This is a genomic window from Halorubrum gandharaense, assembly GCF_054654575.1.
This window is the reverse complement of record NZ_BAAIET010000002.1, coordinates 502627-519173: the sequence shown is the minus strand read 5'-3', so window position 1 is coordinate 519173 and position 16547 is coordinate 502627. Positions and strand designations below refer to the sequence as shown.

The 16547-nt window shown below is 70.5% G+C and carries 15 protein-coding genes; 4 read left to right on the top strand and 11 right to left on the bottom strand.

Annotation, left to right across the window (positions count from 1 at the left end; all coding sequences use genetic code 11):
• Positions 1 to 383: 383 nt before the first annotated feature.
• Both mutS and ACYQ07_RS11545 read left to right on the top strand, forming a co-directional pair.
• Entirely contained in the window at positions 384 to 3167 is a 2784-nt protein-coding gene (mutS, locus tag ACYQ07_RS11550; RefSeq protein WP_459881706.1) for a DNA mismatch repair protein MutS, read from the top strand.
• 413 nt (positions 3168 to 3580) lie between these two features.
• Complete coding sequence (locus ACYQ07_RS11545) at positions 3581 to 3826, top strand: DUF8151 family protein (RefSeq protein ID WP_459881703.1); 246 nt, start codon at positions 3581 to 3583, stop codon at positions 3824 to 3826.
• A 44-nt stretch (positions 3827 to 3870) separates the two neighbouring features.
• Here ACYQ07_RS11545 and ACYQ07_RS11540 read toward each other — a convergent pair whose 3' ends face one another.
• The 3 genes from ACYQ07_RS11540 to ACYQ07_RS11530 are packed head-to-tail and all read right to left on the bottom strand — an operon-like array spanning position 3871 to position 6302.
• On the bottom strand, positions 3871 to 4398 hold the full coding sequence (locus ACYQ07_RS11540; protein ID WP_459881700.1) for an NUDIX hydrolase: 528 nt from the start codon (positions 4396 to 4398) through the stop codon (positions 3871 to 3873).
• Positions 4399 to 4425: 27 nt separating this feature from the next.
• Positions 4426 to 5283, bottom strand: coding sequence for a ribose-phosphate diphosphokinase (gene prs / locus ACYQ07_RS11535; RefSeq protein ID WP_459881697.1), 858 nt, complete (start codon positions 5281 to 5283; stop codon positions 4426 to 4428).
• Between the two features lie 38 nt (positions 5284 to 5321).
• Positions 5322 to 6302 (bottom strand): HVO_0234 family beta-propeller protein, encoded by a 981-nt coding sequence (locus tag ACYQ07_RS11530; protein ID WP_459881694.1) that lies wholly within the window; start codon positions 6300 to 6302, stop codon positions 5322 to 5324.
• Between the two features lie 137 nt (positions 6303 to 6439).
• Between ACYQ07_RS11530 and ACYQ07_RS11525 the strand changes: the two genes are divergently transcribed.
• Positions 6440 to 7426, top strand: a complete 987-nt coding sequence (locus ACYQ07_RS11525; RefSeq protein WP_459881691.1) for a nucleoside recognition protein — start codon at positions 6440 to 6442, stop codon at positions 7424 to 7426.
• A 509-nt stretch (positions 7427 to 7935) separates the two neighbouring features.
• Here ACYQ07_RS11525 and ACYQ07_RS11520 read toward each other — a convergent pair.
• The 5 genes from ACYQ07_RS11520 to ACYQ07_RS11500 all read right to left on the bottom strand — a co-directional run bounded on the left by ACYQ07_RS11520 (position 7936) and on the right by ACYQ07_RS11500 (position 13066).
• Entirely contained in the window at positions 7936 to 8553 is a 618-nt protein-coding gene (locus ACYQ07_RS11520; protein WP_459881689.1) for a DUF998 domain-containing protein, read from the bottom strand.
• Positions 8554 to 8619: 66 nt separating this feature from the next.
• Positions 8620 to 8799, bottom strand: a complete 180-nt coding sequence (locus ACYQ07_RS11515; RefSeq protein WP_459881687.1) for a hypothetical protein — start codon at positions 8797 to 8799, stop codon at positions 8620 to 8622.
• Between the two features lie 114 nt (positions 8800 to 8913).
• Positions 8914 to 9213, bottom strand: coding sequence for a WNWW family protein (locus ACYQ07_RS11510; RefSeq protein ID WP_459881684.1), 300 nt, complete (start codon positions 9211 to 9213; stop codon positions 8914 to 8916).
• 107 nt (positions 9214 to 9320) lie between these two features.
• Positions 9321 to 10319 carry a hypothetical protein gene (locus ACYQ07_RS11505; protein WP_459881681.1) on the bottom strand — a complete coding sequence of 333 codons (999 nt, stop codon included), beginning with the start codon at positions 10317 to 10319 and terminating at the stop codon, positions 9321 to 9323.
• 26 nt (positions 10320 to 10345) lie between these two features.
• Positions 10346 to 13066: a heavy metal translocating P-type ATPase gene (locus ACYQ07_RS11500; RefSeq protein ID WP_459881678.1), complete on the bottom strand. Its 2721-nt coding sequence runs from the start codon at positions 13064 to 13066 to the stop codon at positions 10346 to 10348.
• Positions 13067 to 13348: 282 nt separating this feature from the next.
• Here ACYQ07_RS11500 and ACYQ07_RS11495 point away from each other — a divergent pair, with 282 nt between their 5' ends.
• Positions 13349 to 14107 carry a DUF2267 domain-containing protein gene (locus tag ACYQ07_RS11495; protein WP_459881675.1) on the top strand — a complete coding sequence of 253 codons (759 nt, stop codon included), beginning with the start codon at positions 13349 to 13351 and terminating at the stop codon, positions 14105 to 14107.
• A gap of 111 nt (positions 14108 to 14218) precedes the next feature.
• Here ACYQ07_RS11495 and ACYQ07_RS11490 read toward each other — a convergent pair whose 3' ends face one another.
• The 3 genes from ACYQ07_RS11490 to ACYQ07_RS11480 form a co-directional block, all read right to left on the bottom strand.
• Positions 14219 to 14722 (bottom strand): DUF367 family protein, encoded by a 504-nt coding sequence (locus ACYQ07_RS11490; RefSeq protein WP_459881672.1) that lies wholly within the window; start codon positions 14720 to 14722, stop codon positions 14219 to 14221.
• A 120-nt stretch (positions 14723 to 14842) separates the two neighbouring features.
• Positions 14843 to 15136, bottom strand: coding sequence for a stress response translation initiation inhibitor YciH (gene yciH / locus ACYQ07_RS11485; protein ID WP_459881669.1), 294 nt, complete (start codon positions 15134 to 15136; stop codon positions 14843 to 14845).
• 68 nt (positions 15137 to 15204) lie between these two features.
• Positions 15205 to 16530 (bottom strand): dihydroorotase, encoded by a 1326-nt coding sequence (locus ACYQ07_RS11480; RefSeq protein ID WP_459881666.1) that lies wholly within the window; start codon positions 16528 to 16530, stop codon positions 15205 to 15207.
• Positions 16531 to 16547: the final 17 nt, after the last annotated feature.

The window sequence follows — 16547 nt, the reverse complement described above, 5'->3', positions numbered from 1 at the left end:
CCGCACAGCACCGCAGCCTCAGCCCTCCCCAGCCTCGGCGGGCGGGCCGCCGCGGGACCGCTCCGCGGCGGCCCGCCGCCTCCCTCGCGCGCGTTTATCGCGCGCGCCGACCGCAGCCGGTGTTTAAAAGGAGAGCAGCGGAATCGTTGATGGTCATTTACAAGTAGTCACCGATGACGCTGAGTGAAATACTCACTCCCGGTGTTGATTATTTTCACTTTAGATGGAACGATTATTTAGGTTCCCGCCGTTAACGCGAAGCCTCGCGTCCGCCGGCGTCGTTTCGGTCGAGACCGAACAACCGTGGACGATTTTTGTAACGCCTCGATATTGCCCACGGCGACCCGCAGGGTTTTAGCCGCCGACGGCGGGAGTACGCGTATATGCCAACGGGGATCGTCGGGGAATTTCTCGACCTGAAATCGGAGACGGACGCGGACCTCCTCGCGATGCAGTGTGGCGACTTCTACGAGTTCTTCGCGGACGACGCCGAGACGGTCGGCGACGAGCTCGACTTAAAAGTCTCCCAGAAGTCCTCACACGGCTCGTCGTATCCGATGGCGGGCGTCCCCCTGAACGACCTCACTCCCTACCTGAAGGCGCTCGTCGAGCGCGGCTACCGCGTCGCGGTCGCCGACCAGTACGACACGGAGGACGGCGGTCACGCCCGCGAGATCACCCGTGTCGTGACGCCCGGGACCCTGCTGGAGACCACCGACGCGGAAGCGCGCTATCTTGCGACCGTGGTCCGCGAGGGTGACGGGCCACTGCGGCCGAACGCCCCGGGGAGCGCGGGCGGCGACGGCACGGACGCCGACGGCCCCTACGGGGTGGCGTTCGCCGACGTGACGACGGGTCGGTTCCTCGCGACGGAGATCGCCGACGAGGGCGACCTCCGCGCGGAGCTGTTCCGGTTCGACCCCATCGAGGTGCTCCCCGGCCCGCGGGTGCGCAACGACGACGCGCTCCTCTCCGGGATCCGCGAGGAGCTGTCCGGCACCGTCTCCGTCTTCGACGCGGAGGCGTTCGCGCCGGGGCGCGCGAAACACGCCGTCCGCGAGCAGTTCGGCGACGAGACCGCGGAGGCGGTGGGGCTCGACTCCGAACTCGCGGTGCGGGCGGCGGGCGCCGTGCTCGGCTACGTCGAGGAGACGGGCGCCGGCGTGCTCGCCTCGATGAGCCGGCTGACGGCGTACGGCGCCGACGACCACGTCGAGCTCGACGCCACCACCCAGCGCAATCTGGAGCTCACCCGCACGATGAACGGGGAGACGGAGGGGTCGCTGTTCGACGCGGTCGACCACACCGTCTCCTCGCCCGGCGGCCGGCTGCTGCGCGAGTGGCTCACGCGCCCGAAACGCGACCGCGCGGAGCTCGACCGGCGGCTGGACGCCGTCGAGGCGCTGGCGAGCGCGGCGCTGGCGCGCGACCGGCTGACGGAGACGCTCGCTGACGCCTACGACCTCGAACGGCTCGCGGCTCGCGCCACCAGCGGGAGTGCGGGCGCCCGCCAGCTGCTGTCGGTGCGGGACACGCTCGCGCTCCTTCCCGAGTTGGAGGCCGCCATCGAGGAGACCCTGCTCGCGGACTCGCCCATCGCCGCGGTGCTCCGGCGCGTCGACCGCGACCGGGTGCACGCCCTGCACACGGAACTCGCGGAGGCGCTCGCCGAGGACCCGCCCAGCACCAAGACGCAGGGCGGGCTCCTGAAGAAGGGGTACGACCCGGAGCTCGACGACCTGATCGAGCGCCACGAGGAGGCAAAGGAGTGGCTCGACACGCTTGCCGACCGCGAGAAGCGCCAGCACGGCCTGAACCACGTCACCGTCGACCGCAACAAGACGGACGGCTACTACATCCAGGTGGGCAAGTCCGTCGCCGACCAGGTTCCGGAGCACTACCGGGAGATCAAGACGCTGAAAAACTCCAAGCGGTTCGTCACCGACGAGCTGGAGGAGCGCGAGCGGGAGGTCCTCAGGCTGGAGGAGGCTCGCGGCGAACTGGAGTACGAGCTGTTCGAGCAGCTCCGCGAGCGCGTGGCCGCCGAGGCCGCGCTTCTCCAGGAAGTCGGGCGTGTCATCGCCGAGCTCGACGCGCTCGCGTCGCTGGCGACGCACGCGGCCGGCAACGACTGGGTGCGTCCCGAGCTGGCCGACCCCGGCGTTCTCGACGTGGAGGCGGGCCGGCACCCGGTCGTCGAGCGCACCACCGACTTCGTCCCCAACGACCTCCGGCTGGACGAGGAGCGCGGCTTCCTCATCGTCACCGGCCCGAACATGAGCGGGAAGTCGACGTACATGCGCCAGGCCGCGCTCATTCAGCTGCTCGCGCAGATCGGCTCGTTCGTCCCCGCGCGCTCGGCGACCGTCGGGCTCGTGGACGGCGTCTACACCCGCGTGGGCGCGCTCGACGAGCTCGCACAGGGCCGGTCGACGTTCATGGTCGAGATGCAGGAGCTGTCGAACATCCTTCACTCCGCGACCGAGGAGTCGCTCGTGATCCTCGACGAGGTCGGCCGCGGCACCGCCACCTACGACGGCATCTCGATCGCGTGGGCGGCCACGGAGTACCTCCACAACGAGGTGCGCGCCCGCACATTATTTGCCACCCACTATCACGAGCTGACGACGCTGGCGGACCACCTTCCCCGCGTCGAGAACGTCCACGTCGCGGTCGATGAGCGCGACGGCGACGTGACGTTCCTCCGGACGGTGCGTGACGGGCCGACGAACCGCTCGTACGGGATCCACGTGGCGGGGCTCGCCGGCGTTCCGAACCCGGTCGTCGACAGAGCGGACACCGTGCTCGACCGGCTCCGCGAGGAGAAGGCGATCGAGGCGAAAGGGAGCGGCGGCGCAAGCGGCGAGACGAAACAGGCCGTCTTCGATCTCTCGACGGGGTCGTTCGACGGGTCGGACGAGCGTGGCGGCTCCGGCGTCGGTGAGGCGGCCACCGATGTTGCTGGTGAGGCGGCGGCCGAGACAGTCAGCAACGGGAGCAGTGAGGCGGCCGCGGCAGCGGAATCCGCCGCCGGCGTCGACCCGGAAGCCGAGGCGGTGCTGGAGGCGCTCGCCGACCTCGACGTGAACGAGACGGCGCCGGTCGAGCTGCTCTCCCGCGTGCAGGAGTGGCAGGAGCAGCTGGCGGAACGGACCCGGTCGGAGTAGCGGGAACCGACGCGACCGACGACCGACCGGCGTGCCGCATCTCACCGGAATCGCCCGAGTGAAACGCTCAGGCTACGGGCGTCCGAATGAAGGTGTACGAACGCCCAAACCGGAGCCCGATATTGAAGTACGCCCTCGTGTAGTACATTGTTGATGGAGAGCACTCCTGCGATTCTGTTGTGAGCTGGACGGGTCAAGAACGTGCGCCGCAGCGGTTCTGACGGCCAGCTACTGAGTAGTGTTTGCAACGGGAGGTTGTATCAACGATCTCCTACGGAAGAGCGTTGAACTGAACGACGGATGCACTCCCGACCCCGAATCCACGACAACCGGGTGCAAACACCCGATACCCGCCGACTATCCGTCGAGATGCCTGGCGAAAACGTCTTTACCGGGTATCTCCGTGAGGATGTATGGAGAACATCTCCGCGTTCGCCGTCGAGCTGCTCGAGTTACTCGTGCTGTTCGTCGGCGCAGGCGCCGCCGCGCTGGCGGGCGTCGCGCTCGAACGGGTCGCGTTCTCGGCCATCGCAACGGGTGATGTCGCTACCGGGCTCTGGGCGCTCGGCATGGGCGCCATCGCGCTGTACATCGGCGTCGTCGCGCTCGGCTACGAACAGGTGCTTCCGCGGATTCGTGCGGTCACCGACCGCTCGTAACGCGAACGTCGTTCTCCGTCCGTCCTTCCGCCCCGCCCACCCCACTATCGCGAGCCGTGCTCCTCCAGACAGCGACGGTACACGGGTTCGGTCACGTCAGGGTTGAACACGGTCGGCGGCAACTCCGTGAACCAGCGAACGTCCTCGATCGTCTCGCCGTCCACCCCGGGGTCGGCGGCGATGGTCGTCGTCTCCGCGGTCGCGGCCATCCCCACGGCGACCATGGAGGCGGTTTCGCCCGTATCGGCGTTCACGGCGGTGTACGTCTCCGCGGCGTGAGGGCGACCGGGACGCGCCTCGATGCCGGTCTCCTCGCGAACCTCACGTCGAAGGGTCTCCGGAAGCGACTCGCCGGGCTTGTGAGTACCCGCCGGCGACTTCCACCCGTCGGCCCACGGCTCGTCGACCAGCAGCACGCGCCCGGCGTCGTCGAACACGTAGGCCACGACGACCCAGCCGGCGGCCATCGCCTCCGAGCTCGCGTGGTCGGCGAACGTCTCCGGCGACAGCTCTTCGCGCCGCTCGGTGGTGATCAGGTCGTCGTACGCGTCGCGGGGGTCCTCGACGGGCATGGTGGACTGGCGTAGAAGCGGCTCCGACTACAGCGCGTCCGCGATCGCGCCCGCGGCACTCACCACGCTACACCCGCGCTCGATGGTGTCGGTGCCGACCAGCCGGTCGACGCCGGCGGCCCGGAGCTTCGTGACGGCGTTGGCGGCGAGCATCGGGTGGACGCAGGCGGCGAGGATTCGGTCGGCGCCGTCCGCGCGCAACACGCCGACGGCCTCGCTCATCGTCGATCCCGTGGCGACGATGTCGTCGACGACGACCACGTCGCGGTCGGCAACCGACGCGTCGGCGGTCGTGATCTCCACCGTCCCGGTGTCGCGGTCGCGGTGTTTCTCGAAGTAGTCGGTATCGCCGGCACCGTAGGCGTTCCGCACCGTTTCAGCGATGTCGACGGCGCCCTCGTCGGGCGCCAAAAACAGCGGGTTCGTCAGGTCCGGCAGCGGGTCGGCGAGCGCGGCGGCGGCGTCGACGCTCGTCACGGGCACGTCGTAGAAGTCGGCGACTGCGGGTTCGTGGGGGTTGACGAGCACGACCTTGTCGGTGCCGGTGGAGACGGCTCGCGCCATCGCGCGGGCGGAGACGGGCTGGCCGGGTTTGAACGAGCGGTCCTGCCGGGCGTAGCCCATGTAGGGGATGACGGTCGTCACGCGCTCGGCGCCGGCCTCGCGGACGGCGTCCTGGAGCTGGAGCAGTTCGACCCACGCCTCGTCGCTGTCGGTGGTCGCGACGACGACGGCGTGGTCCGTTTCGGCATCGGCGAACGCCGGCGCCGCGGCCAGCCGTTCCCCGTCCGGGAACCGGTCGTACGTCGCCGTCGCCAGCTCGTGGTCCGTCGCGTCGGCGAGCGCGGCCGCGAGCTGCTGGGAGCTCGACCCGGGTACGATCATGGCCGACCGTTCCGTGGACTCGGGTAAACCAGTTTCCTTTAGTCGTCGGTTGGCGGCGTCAATGCGACCGCCTTCGCGTCACGGATGCCGATCACCTGGTGGCGCCAGCCGTCGCCGGCGTCCAGACACAGCGTCCCTGCCGCCGTGACCACCGCCGAGACGCCCGGTCCGTAGCCGAGCGCGACGGGGGGTTCGGCCACAGGCAGGGTCGCCGGCGTCCACGCGTCCGCGTCCCAGCTCCCGCCGGCACCGTCCGTCCCGGTCCGGACGTACAGCTCGTCATCGACGACCGCCATGGCGTGGCCGTCGCCGTCGGCCGCAACCCGGGTTGTCTCGCCCGCAAGCGCGTCCATCCAGCCGTTGCCGAGCCAGTAGACGCCCTCGGGAGTGGCCGCCAGCGGGACACCCGACCCGGCCACGTCGGCGACATCGTCGAGACCGACCGATTCGAGGGTCGCCTCGCCGTCAGTCCCCCGTTCGACTACCCGGTGGACGCCGTCGGCGGCGGCCACGAGCGGCCCGTCGACGGCTCGGGGGTCGGAGACGGTCCCGAGCGGAGTCGCTGCGGCCGCACCGTCGGCCGCCGGTTCGCCGCCGGCGTCAGCCTCGACATCGGGATCAACGCGGGCGACCGTCCCGTCCGCGCCGGCGACGAGGAAGGCGTCGTCGTACACGCCGACCGCGGCCGCCGGCCCGAAGCCGACGGGGTGGAGATCCGGATCCGCGGTCCCGTCCGTGTCCGCATCGTCGTCGAGCGCGGCGACGAGGAGGTCCGTCTCGGTGGCGACCGCGAGGACGGGTGCGGAGTGGCCGGCCGCGCCATCCTCCGGGTCACCCCCGTACACCGCCACGTCGCTCGCGGCGACGTCGGCGACGAGCTCGAACGACCCGATCTTGTCGCCGGATGCCGCGACTCGGACCAGTCCGTCGGCGGTGGCGACGTACGCGTCGGTGCGTCCCGCGGTGCCGGCGTACACCCGTTTTTCCTCGATCGAGATGTCGTCGTCTGCAGGGGCCATTGTGCCGGAATGGGTGTCGCTGCCTCAAAAAGCCGGTCGTTGCCGGTTGGGGTCGCCACGGGGAGCGCTCGGCGCCGCGACTCCCGCAGACCGAGAGCCACCGACGCTCCTTTTATCACCCGTCACCGAGTTCCGATGTGAACTCGGTCGCCGTCGAGCTCGTCGGACTGCTCGCCGAGGTGGCGCCGCGGCTGGCGCGGATCACGCTGTTCATCGCCGCCGGCGTGTTCGCGGCCAACGTCGCCGTCGCCTTCGGGCTCGTGCGCTACGTCGCCGGCGTCGCCGGGTACCTCACTCGCCCCGCGAATCTGCCGGACGAGGCCGGCACGGCGATCCTCACCACCGCGGCGTCGACGACCGCCGGCTACGCCACCCTCGCGGAGTACCGCGAATCCGGGCTGCTCGACGACCGCGCCACGCTGGTGGCGGTGACCATCAACACGTTCTTCGGGTTTCTCCAACACGTCATCACCTACTACGTTCCCGTGTTGATCCCGATCCTCGGCGCGACGACGGGCGTGCTGTACGTCTCCTTCCGCGCCGGCATTGCCCTCGCGATCACTGCTGTCGGCGTGGTCGGCGGCGCGCTCCTGCTGTCCGAGCGCAACGTCGACCGCTCCGCGCTCGACGACCTGGAGGCGTCGGGACCGGAGGGCGACGACCGCGGCCGGCGCGAGCGCGTCCGCGACGCCGGCGAGAAGTCGTGGAGCACCCTCTCGCGGATCGTTCCCCGACTCGCGGTCATCTACACGCTCGTGGTCGCCTTCACCACCTACTACGACGTGGAGGCGTTGACCGCCTTCGCGGAGCCCGTGACGGCCGCCGTGGGCCTGCCGAGCGCGGCGCCCGCCGTCATCGCCGTCCACTCGCTGGACACGACCGCCGGCGCCATCACCGCCGCGCCCCTGGTCGCGGACGGTACCTTCACCCCCCGGACGGCGGTGGCGACGCTGCTCATCGGCGGCGTGCTCTCGTTTGCCGTCTCGACGTTCAAACGCTCCATCCCGTTCCAGTACGGCATCTGGGGCCCGGAGTTTGGCACGAAGGTCGTCGTGCTCAACACCGTGCTGAAGGTCGTCTTCATCTCGCTGTCTGTCGCGCTCCTGCTCGTTCCCTCGTGGTGAGCGACGGCGGCTCGGAACACCTGCAGTGGAGGCTCGATTCCGGTTGCGTTTGGAGTGTGTTCACCCTTTTAAACTGGACGAGCGGTCGGCGCGCGCGAGAAACGCGCGCGAGGGAGTCGTCGCCGCAGGCGACGACGAGGCTGGGGAGGCGTGAGGTGCGGTGCTGTGCGGGGCGGGGTGGGACTCAAAGGGGCAGCCGGCGAGGGCGACCGGAGGGAGCCCTCGGAGAGCGAGCGGCGAAGCCGCGAGCCGGCTCCGGGAAGACGGGCGACGCAAGCACTTTTTAGGGCGTCGGGCTGTGCGGAGAGACGCCCTAAAAAGCGCGCAGCAAGTCCCTCGACCGGAGCCGGCTGGGGCTTTGGAGGTGTTCGCCGGCGTGCTCACCACTCAACTCGCTTATAAGGTGCCGGCTGGGGCTTTGGAAGTGTTCACCGGCACACTCACTCCACCAACCACTTAGTAGGTGCCAGCGGTCACCTCGACGGCAACCACGACCCCGCTATCGCCTTTTAAGCGCGCTCGACGACCGGGAGCGGGCCGAGCACCCACACCCACGCCGCGAACAGCAGCGCGCCGAACAGCTCGGGGAGCGCGAGCCCCGACACGCCCCAGTAGCCGGCGGTCCAGGTCCACCAGCCGAGAACGTGCAGCGGAGCCAGCGTCAGCGTGATCCGCCCCGTCCGCGTCCGCCGGCGGGCGACCCCGTCGAGCGCGAACGCGAGCGTCACGAGCAGGTAAAAGCCCACGGCAGCCGGGAAGTGGAGCTGGTGCGTCAGGTCGAACAGCCCGACGCCGGCGAGCCCGACCATCGAGAGCGCGAAGACGACGGCGACCGCCCGCGGGAGGAGCCGGCCGCCGTCGCCATCCCCAACTCGCCACAGCCCGGGAGCGTAGCCGAGTCCGACCAACCCGGCGAGCACCAGCGCGCCGTTAAAAACGGGCGTCGACCGGGGACGCACGCCGAGGTCGGAGAGCGCGTCGTCGGCCCACGAGAACGTCGGATCGAGCAGCGTCGCCAGCAGGATGCCGCCGAGCGCGACGAGCGTGGCGCCGGCGCCCGCGAGCCGCGCTCGCTCGTGGGCGCCCTCGGGTGGGAGGGAGGGGAGCGGGGAACGAGTGGGAGTCACAACCGTAACCGGGCCGCGAACCACTTAAACCGAGGAGAACGGGAGACGCGTCGGTCGGGAGGTTCGCTACCGCTCGGTCGGCGTCGCCACGAGGAACGTGCGGCCGCCGCGCCGTTCGAGGTGGAGCTCGCCGTCGCTGACCCGGTTGGCGCGGGCACGGTCGTCGAGGCGGTCGGCGGGACAGTCCGTCACGTCGAGTCGGGTGGGGGAGGCGAACCGCGGCGTCCCCGTGCTTCGGGAGCTCATAGGGGAAAGATGGGCGGAGTTCCACCTATAATCGAGCCATGTCCGGAGTGAAAGTGAAAGTAAGCGACTGCGGCGGGGTGTCATGCCGAACGACGGAATATCGCCGTGCTCCGGCTATCGCTGGAGCTCGGCCTCCTCGTCGCCGGAGAGGAACCGGACGGTGAACGCGTCGTAGCCGCCGTAGGCGGCGTCGAGCGCCCCCATCCACCAGTTCCAGCGTTCGACGACCGAGGAGCCGTCCGGGGCGTCCGCCAGATTCCGGACGACGCCCTGCGGCGTCAGCGCGTGGCCGCGGTCGCGGGAGGGCTTTCCGGCGTCGGCAAGGTCGCGCGCCGCGCGCACGATCGGCCGGCGCTCGGCGGGCGTGCCGCCGAAGGCGTCCTCGAGGGCGGCGTCGAACCGCTTCGGGTCCATACCTGAACTACGAACCCGGCGTATATGAGCTTCGTGGTAGAATGTGACAAGGACACACTGGCGGGCAGCCGGGCACCGGCGCTCGCGCTCAGCGTCCCACGGCAGCCTCACAGCCGCACAGCCAGCACCAGAAACAGCAGCGCGACGGGGAGCGACACCAACGTGAGCACCCACCCGCCGTCGGCACCGCCGAGAACGGCGAAAAGGCCCCCGGTGAGGAGGGCGCTGGAGCCGACGGCGACGAGCACGATTCGCTCCGTCCGGCTGAGGCGCTCCGGGCCGTCGGTGTGTTCGATCACCCACCGAAGCCGTTCCTCGACGGCGTCCGCCCGGTCGTGGGGGACGAACAGCCACGGCGTCGAGCGGAGCCACTGGTTCCCTCGAACGGGCGTGAGAAACAGCGTCGTCCACGGCAGGTCGAGCCGCCGGTAGCGGACGACGGCGGTCAGGTCCGTCTCGTTCGTCCGGTCGTGCGAGTGGTAGGTGGACGAAAGCGTCGCGCTCGCCGGGTCGAGCCGGAAGCTCGTCCCGCGCGTGCCGGCGAGCATCGGGAGGAAGCAGAAGGCAACCACCACCATCGGGAACATCGCGCCAGTCCATCCGCCCGTCAGCACCACCCAGCCGACGGCGACCGCGAGCAGACTTCCGACGGCGACCCAGCGGGGGCGGTAGCTCCGCGGGTCATACGTGTACGAGCCGAACTGGGTGCGCAGCGACGACCGCGCCTCGGGCGAGGACCGGTCGTACGCCACCAGCAGGTACACCAGCGAGAACGGACCGCCGACAAGCAGCAGAACCCCAACGAGGAGCAGCGTGTCACCCGCCGGAAGCAGGGACGCGTCGCCGGCAGTCGCAGCCGAGAACACGCCGACGGCCGACATCGCGAGCACGGCCCCGACGAACAGGAGAAGTGCACAGAGGGCGGACAGTCCCGCGCCGGCCGCGAACGACCGCAGGCGCTCGTACCGAACCGGTCCCCACTCGACGGGGTCGGGCGGTGGCGGCGTCGGGGATGAAGCGGATGCTGGGGACGAAGCGGATGCTGGAGATGAAGCGGACCACTCGGACGCTGCCGATTCGGTGGCGGTGGAGGGCTGCCGCGCCATATCCGGTCGAACGGGAGCCGGGCACCTCAATCTGCCGACGGATCGGGAGCCGGCCCGTCAAGCGCCTCCGCCGGCGGCTCGGCGGGCTCGACGTTCCCCAGTCGGAGGGCGTTCCCCGTCACGCCGAGGCTCATCCCCATGTCGCCGACGATCACCGCCATCGCGACGGTGACGTAGCCGAAGGGGGCGCCGGCAGCGAGCACGCCCTTCACGGCGAGCGACGCGACGATGTTCGTCCGGATGGTCCGCCCCGCGCGCCCGGAGAGGTCGATGAGGTACGGGAGCCGAGTGAGGTCGTCGCCCATCAGCGCGGCGTCGGCGGTCTCCAGGGCGGCGTCGGTGCCGGCGGCGCCCATCGCGACGCCCACCGTCGCGGCCGCCAACGCCGGCGCGTCGTTGACGCCGTCGCCGACCATCACGACGCCCCCGTCCGAGGTCTCTCGGAGCTCGCGGACACGGTCGACCTTCTCCTCCGGAAGGAGGTCGGCGTGCACCTCGTCGACGCCAACCCGGTCGCCGATGGCGCGGGCCGTGCGCTCGTTGTCGCCGGTGAGCATCACGACGCGCTCGATGCCGAGGTCGTGGAGCCGGGAGACGGCCCACGCCGCCTCCGGGCGCACCGTGTCGGCGACGGCGATTATCCCCTCCAGTTCGTCCTCGGTGCCGACGAGGACGACGGTCTTCCCCTCGTTCTGGAGACGCGGGATCGTCTCACTCACGAGGTCGACGTAGGCGCCGTGGTCGCAGTCGGTCGCCTCCGCGGCGAGCGCGTCGGCGTCGGTGTCGGTGTCGCCGATGGCGACATCCGTCGAGGGATCGCGGGTACCGCGGAGCTCGCCCGCGCTCCCCGGGCTCCGCGACGACCCGCCGTCGGTCCGCAGATGGGCGTGTTCGAGGTCGAAGCCGAGCTCGCGGAACAGCGCCGGCTTGCCGGCGTAGTGGGTGACTCCGTCGAGGTCCGCGCGGACGCCCTTTCCGGTCAGCGCCTCGAAGCCCGTCACGTCGCGGTCGTCGTCCGGCGTATCGCCCCCCGCAAACGTCGCCTCGCCGCGCTCGACGATCGCCTCGCCAACGGGGTGTTCGCTCCGGCGTTCGAGGGCGGTCGCACACCGGAGGAGGTCGTCGGCGTCGGTGCCGCCGAGCGGGATCACGTCGGTGACGGCGAGCTCGCCGGTCGTCAGGGTGCCCGTCTTGTCCACCGCGACCGCGTCCACCTCGCCGGCGGCCTCCAGGTGTTCGCCACCCTTGATGAGGACCCCGTTGCGCGCGGCGGCGGTGACGCCGGAGACGACGCTGACGGGCGTCGAGATGACGAACGCGCAGGGACACGCGACCACCAACAGGGTGAGTCCGCGAACGAACCACTGGTCCGTCGGCCCGCCCACGACGAGGATTCCGAGGGTCACCGTGAGAATGGCGGCGACGACGACGAGCGGCGTGTAGATGGCGGCGAAGCGGTCGACGAACCGCTCGGCGCGGGTGTCCTCGGCGCCGGCGGCCTCCACCAGCTCGACGACCCGCGCGATGGTCGACTCCGAGGCGGGCGTCGTCACCTCGACCTCGAAGTAGCCCGCCTCGTTGATCGAGCCGGCGTACACCTCATCACCCGGCGCCTTATCGGCGGGGACGGACTCGCCCGTGACGGGCGACTCGTCGACGGCCCCGGTCCCCTCGCTCACGACGCCGTCGAGGGGGACCCGCTCTCCCGGACGGACGGCAACGTGCTCACCGACTTCGACATCCTCGACCGGGACGGTGACCTCCTCGCCGTCGCGCAGGACGGTCGCCACGTCCGGGGACAGCTCCATCAGGTCCCGCAGGGAGTCGCGGGCGCGGTCCACGGAGTACCGCTCCAGCAGCTCCGCCGTCGAGAAGAGGACGGCCAGCGTGGCGGCCTCGAACGGGTGGTCGACGAGGATCGCGGCGACGATGCCGGCCGACATCAGCAGGTCGATGTCGAGACTTCGCTGGCGCACCGAGTAGAACCCGTTCCGCAGGATCGGCGGGCCGGCGACGGCGACCGCCAGCAGGTACGCGACCCACGCGCCGGTGATCTCCCAGGCGGCGAGCGGGCCGACCGGCCCGACCGTCCCGATCGCGGGGTTCAGCTCGGGGAGGAACCACTCGAGTATCAGCCCCGCGACGAGGAAGACGCCGCCGACCGCGGTGGCGATCGCCCGCGGGCTCCGGAAGAGGGCCTCGTCGACGGGCGACACCTCACCGTCGACCACGTCGTAGCCGGCCGCTTCGACCGCCGCAACCACGCCGCCCCGGCCGACGACCGACGGGTCGAAGGTGACCACGACCTCGCCGGCAGTCGGGCGCGTGTCCACGTCGAGCACGCCCTCGACGTCGAGGGCGTGCTCCACCTTGCCCGCACAGGACGGACAGTCCATGTCGGGCACCGAGAACCGCTCGGTGCGCTCGTCCGCGACCGCATAGCCGGCCTTGGCGACCGCCGCCCGGATCCGCTCCGCCCCGACAGCATCCGGGTCGTGCGAGACGACGACCGTCCCCGTCGTGGGACGGGTCTCGACGCCGGACACGCCCGACAGCTCCCGAACGGCGCGGTCGACCTTGGCCGCACACGACGGGCAGTCCATCGCCGGGACCGAAAGCTGGAGTTCGGCGGCTGCGTCGCCGGGTGGGGGAGTGCCGGATTCGTCGCCGTCCCCCTGGCTCCCGTCGCCGTGGCCGTCCGAACAACAGTCGTCCGTGCCGGCGGACTCGTCATCGCGGGACGTCATTGTGAGGAGATAGCGGGCCGGGAGTTATTAAGATTGCTGCCACAAAAGCGGGTATTTATACTAATTATTATTAATTATCGTTCTATTATTCGTAACTCCTGTGGCGCTTTCCGCCTCCCGCGTCTCCGTTCGAACGGCTCCCGCCTGCCAGCGTTCGGGGCCTTCCCGCACCCCCTGTTCGCCGTCGGCGTCACGCCCGCGGGCGCTGGCGGCGGCGAGCCCGCGTGCTGTGGCGGTGCGGCCATCGGACTTTTCAGCGCCCCGTGTGCGGATCCGATCGTCATGAGCGAACGGCAGTTCCGCGATCTCGTGGTGCGAGCCGCACCGTTCGACGATGAGGAGCACGCCGAGGCCGTCACGACGGCCACGCTCCGGCGGCTCTCGAAGAACCTCTCGGAGGGGGAGGCGTCCGACCTCGCGGACCGGCTTCCCGGTCCGTACGCGGCGGCGGTGCTCGACGTCGAGGACCGGAACCGGTCGCCGGAGCCGCTCGGCGAGTTCGTCGACGCCGTAAGTGAGGAGGAAGAACTCGGGGACCAACCCCGCGCCACGCTCCGGAGCGTCTTCGCGGCGGTCGTCGAGTACACGGGTCCTGCGGAGGTGGCGAACGCGGCGGACCAGCTCCCGCCGGAGTACGGCGCCATCATCGCGGACGAGGCGGTGCCGGTCCAGGAGACGTTCACGGACGCCGTCCGTGAGGAGACGGGTCTCGGCGGCGAGATGCTCGACGCGACGCGCGCGACGCTGCACGTCCTCGGCCAGCGAATCACCCGGGGCGAGGCGGAGGATGTCGCGGCGTACCTCCACGGCGACGCCGCCGACTGGCTGCTCGACGCCGACCACGACGACGCCGGCGACTTCGGCATCGACGAGTTCCTCGACCGCGTGGCTGCTCGCGCGGAGGTGACCGAGGAGGGGGCCCGCGCCTACGTCGAGGAGGTGACGTTCGTGCTCTCCCTCGTCGTGCCCGACCGGGAACTCCAGCGGGTTCGCGACCAGCTCCCGGACGAGTACCGCGAGATCGTCGCGTTCGTCGAGTAGCCCCGCGTCGCGTTGCGGTCGGGTTCCCCGAGGTCGGCGACGGCGGGACTCCGACGGCCACCTCGGGCCGACAGTCCATGCCGGGTCGCTACGCGACTTCGGGTCGCTACCCTACTCCCGATCGAGATACTCCTGTTGGACCTCGACGATCTCGGCGGAGTCCTCGCAGTTCGCGTATCGCCGAAGCGGCTCCTCGTTGAGGTCCAGAAACGTCTGGCCCCACGTGAACTTCGCCATCACCTGCTCGGCGTGGTCCGGCTCGCCGAGAATGTGGAGTGCGGCGGCGAACGCCTCCACGGTCGTCAGCTGCATGGGCCGCCCGAAGTTGACGGGGTTGCCGGCGACGAGGTACGGGAGCGCGCGGTGGTCACCCGGCAGCGAGAAGCGCTTTTCGCCGGCGGACTCCCACGAGCAGTCGAGCGCGACGAGCGCCTCCTCGCGGGCCGTGTCGGCGTCCGCCGGCGAGAGCGCGCGCTCCGCATGGGGGTTTAAGACGACCCCGTAGGGGGTCGCCCGGTCCGACCGGTGGAGCTCGGCGAGGTCGAATCGCGCGAGCTTCCGGGCCGTACACTTGTCCGGGTCGTCGTCGCCCTCGTACCGTACGTGCAGGTCCACTGGCGGAGAATTCGCCGCTGACGGTTAAAAGGGGTGTGGAGCGGCGGCCGTCGACGGCGCCGCCGCTCGCGAGGCGGGACGGCTGGAAAAACCGGCTCGACGGCGGGTGTTAGGCGACGGTCACGCGACGTTGAACCCCTTCTCGCGGAGGAAGTCCTCCACGCGACCCGAGTGGTTCCCCTGCAGCTCGATGGCGCCGTCCTCGACGGTGCCGCCGCAGGCGAACTTCGACTTCAGGTCCGAGGACAGCGAGTCCATATCGACGTCCTTGGGGTCGAATCCTTCGATGACCGTTACCTCCTTCCCGTATCTGCGCTCGTCGATGCGGATGCTGATCTGCTGGGACTCCTTGGCGACGTCCTCACAGACGCAGAGTTCCTGGGGCAGCCCGCACGTCGAGCAGACTTCCGACATTACAGGTTGTGGATACTCGATGGCGGTATTAAATAGTGTCGGGTGGGCCGACGGTCACTCCCGCCCGGTCACCGCACGTTCTCGCCGGCGGGCTCGCCGAACGCCGCCGCGCCGGTGACCGGATCCCGGTCATAGACGACCTCGCCGCGCACGACGGTGAGCTCGGGGAAGACGCCCTGCCATCCCTCGTAGGGCGTCCACCCGCAGTTGGAGTGGAGCGCCGACGCCTCGATCTCGCGGGGGTTCGTGAGGTCGACGAGCACGAAGTCGGCGTCGGCACCCTCCGCGATCGTCCCCTTCCGTTCGAGCCCGAAGATCTCGGCCGGGTTGGCGGCGACCACGTCACGGACGCGCTCCAGAGACAGATCGCCCTTCCGGACGGCCTCCAGCAGGAGCGGGTACAGCGTCTCGACGCCGGGGACGCCGCTCGGGGCGTCCGTGAGCCCCGCCGTCTTCTCCGCGACGGTGTGGGGGGCGTGGTCGGTCGCGACCACGTCGATCTCGCCCGCACGAAGCCGCTCGAACATGGCCGCGCGGCGCTCCTCCGAGCGCAGCGGCGGGTTCATGCGCCCGAACGTCCCGAGACGCCCCGCGTTCTCCCGCGAGAGGAACAGGTGATGGGGCGTCACCTCACACGACACGTCGGCACCCTCATCGGCAGCCGCGCGCACGACATCGACGCCCTCCGGCGTCGAGGTGTGGGCGATGTGGAGCTGGCCGCCCGCGTCCGTCCCGACCTCGACCGCGCGCTCGACGGCGACCGCCTCGGCCTCGGCGGTGCGGAAGGCGGACCACGCGTCGACGGTCGCTGCGGTTCCGACTCCGCCGAGGTCGCCCTCCAGCGCCGACTCGTCGAACAGCGTCTCGTCCTCGGCGTGGACGGTGACGGGCACGTCGCGTGCCGCAGCCGCCTCGACCGCCTTGCCGAACAGGTCGACGGCGATCCCCATCTCGCCGGTCGAGTCCGCGAGGAACACCTCACCGAGCGCGAGCAGGTCACCGTCGAGCAGCGAGTCGGGGTCCCAGTCGGCGGTGACGCCGCCGTTGATCCCGAAGTCGACGAGCGAGTGCTCGGCGGCGTGTTCGATCTTCGCCGCGAGCGCGTCGCCGTCGACCGTCGGCGGCTCCGTGTTCGGCTGGTCGACGACCGTGGTGACCCCGCCGGCCGCCGCGCTCCGGGAGCCGGTCGCCCACGTCTCCTTGTGGCTCGCGCCGGGCTCCCGAAAGTGGACGTGCACGTCGAGCGCACCGGGGAGGAGGTGCCGGCCCCGGGCGTCGATGGCCCGCTCGCCGGCGACGGGATCGAGCCCCTTGCCGACCTCCGTGAACGTTCCGTCCCGAACCCGCACGTCCCGTACCCGTCCGTCGGCCAGCTCCGCGCCTGTGAGCAACATGCGTGGAGGGATACGGC

Excerpts from the sequence above, each read along its gene's own strand:
- prs (WP_459881697.1), bottom strand. The coding sequence starts at position 5,283 with ATGATCGTACCCGGGTCGAGCTCCCAGCAGCTCGCGGCCGCGCTCGCC.
- ACYQ07_RS11530 (WP_459881694.1), bottom strand. The coding sequence starts at position 6,302 with ATGGCCCCTGCAGACGACGACATCTCGATCGAGGAAAAACGGGTGTAC.
- ACYQ07_RS11500 (WP_459881678.1), bottom strand. The coding sequence starts at position 13,066 with ATGACGTCCCGCGATGACGAGTCCGCCGGCACGGACGACTGTTGTTCG.
- yciH (WP_459881669.1), bottom strand. The coding sequence starts at position 15,136 with ATGTCGGAAGTCTGCTCGACGTGCGGGCTGCCCCAGGAACTCTGCGTC.
- ACYQ07_RS11545 (WP_459881703.1), top strand. The coding sequence starts at position 3,581 with ATGGAGAACATCTCCGCGTTCGCCGTCGAGCTGCTCGAGTTACTCGTG.
- ACYQ07_RS11515 (WP_459881687.1), bottom strand. The coding sequence starts at position 8,799 with ATGAGCTCCCGAAGCACGGGGACGCCGCGGTTCGCCTCCCCCACCCGA.
- ACYQ07_RS11495 (WP_459881675.1), top strand. The coding sequence starts at position 13,349 with ATGAGCGAACGGCAGTTCCGCGATCTCGTGGTGCGAGCCGCACCGTTC.
- mutS (WP_459881706.1), top strand. The coding sequence starts at position 384 with ATGCCAACGGGGATCGTCGGGGAATTTCTCGACCTGAAATCGGAGACG.
- ACYQ07_RS11480 (WP_459881666.1), bottom strand. The coding sequence starts at position 16,530 with ATGTTGCTCACAGGCGCGGAGCTGGCCGACGGACGGGTACGGGACGTG.
- ACYQ07_RS11505 (WP_459881681.1), bottom strand. The coding sequence starts at position 10,319 with ATGGCGCGGCAGCCCTCCACCGCCACCGAATCGGCAGCGTCCGAGTGG.
- ACYQ07_RS11510 (WP_459881684.1), bottom strand. The coding sequence starts at position 9,213 with ATGGACCCGAAGCGGTTCGACGCCGCCCTCGAGGACGCCTTCGGCGGC.
- ACYQ07_RS11540 (WP_459881700.1), bottom strand. The coding sequence starts at position 4,398 with ATGCCCGTCGAGGACCCCCGCGACGCGTACGACGACCTGATCACCACC.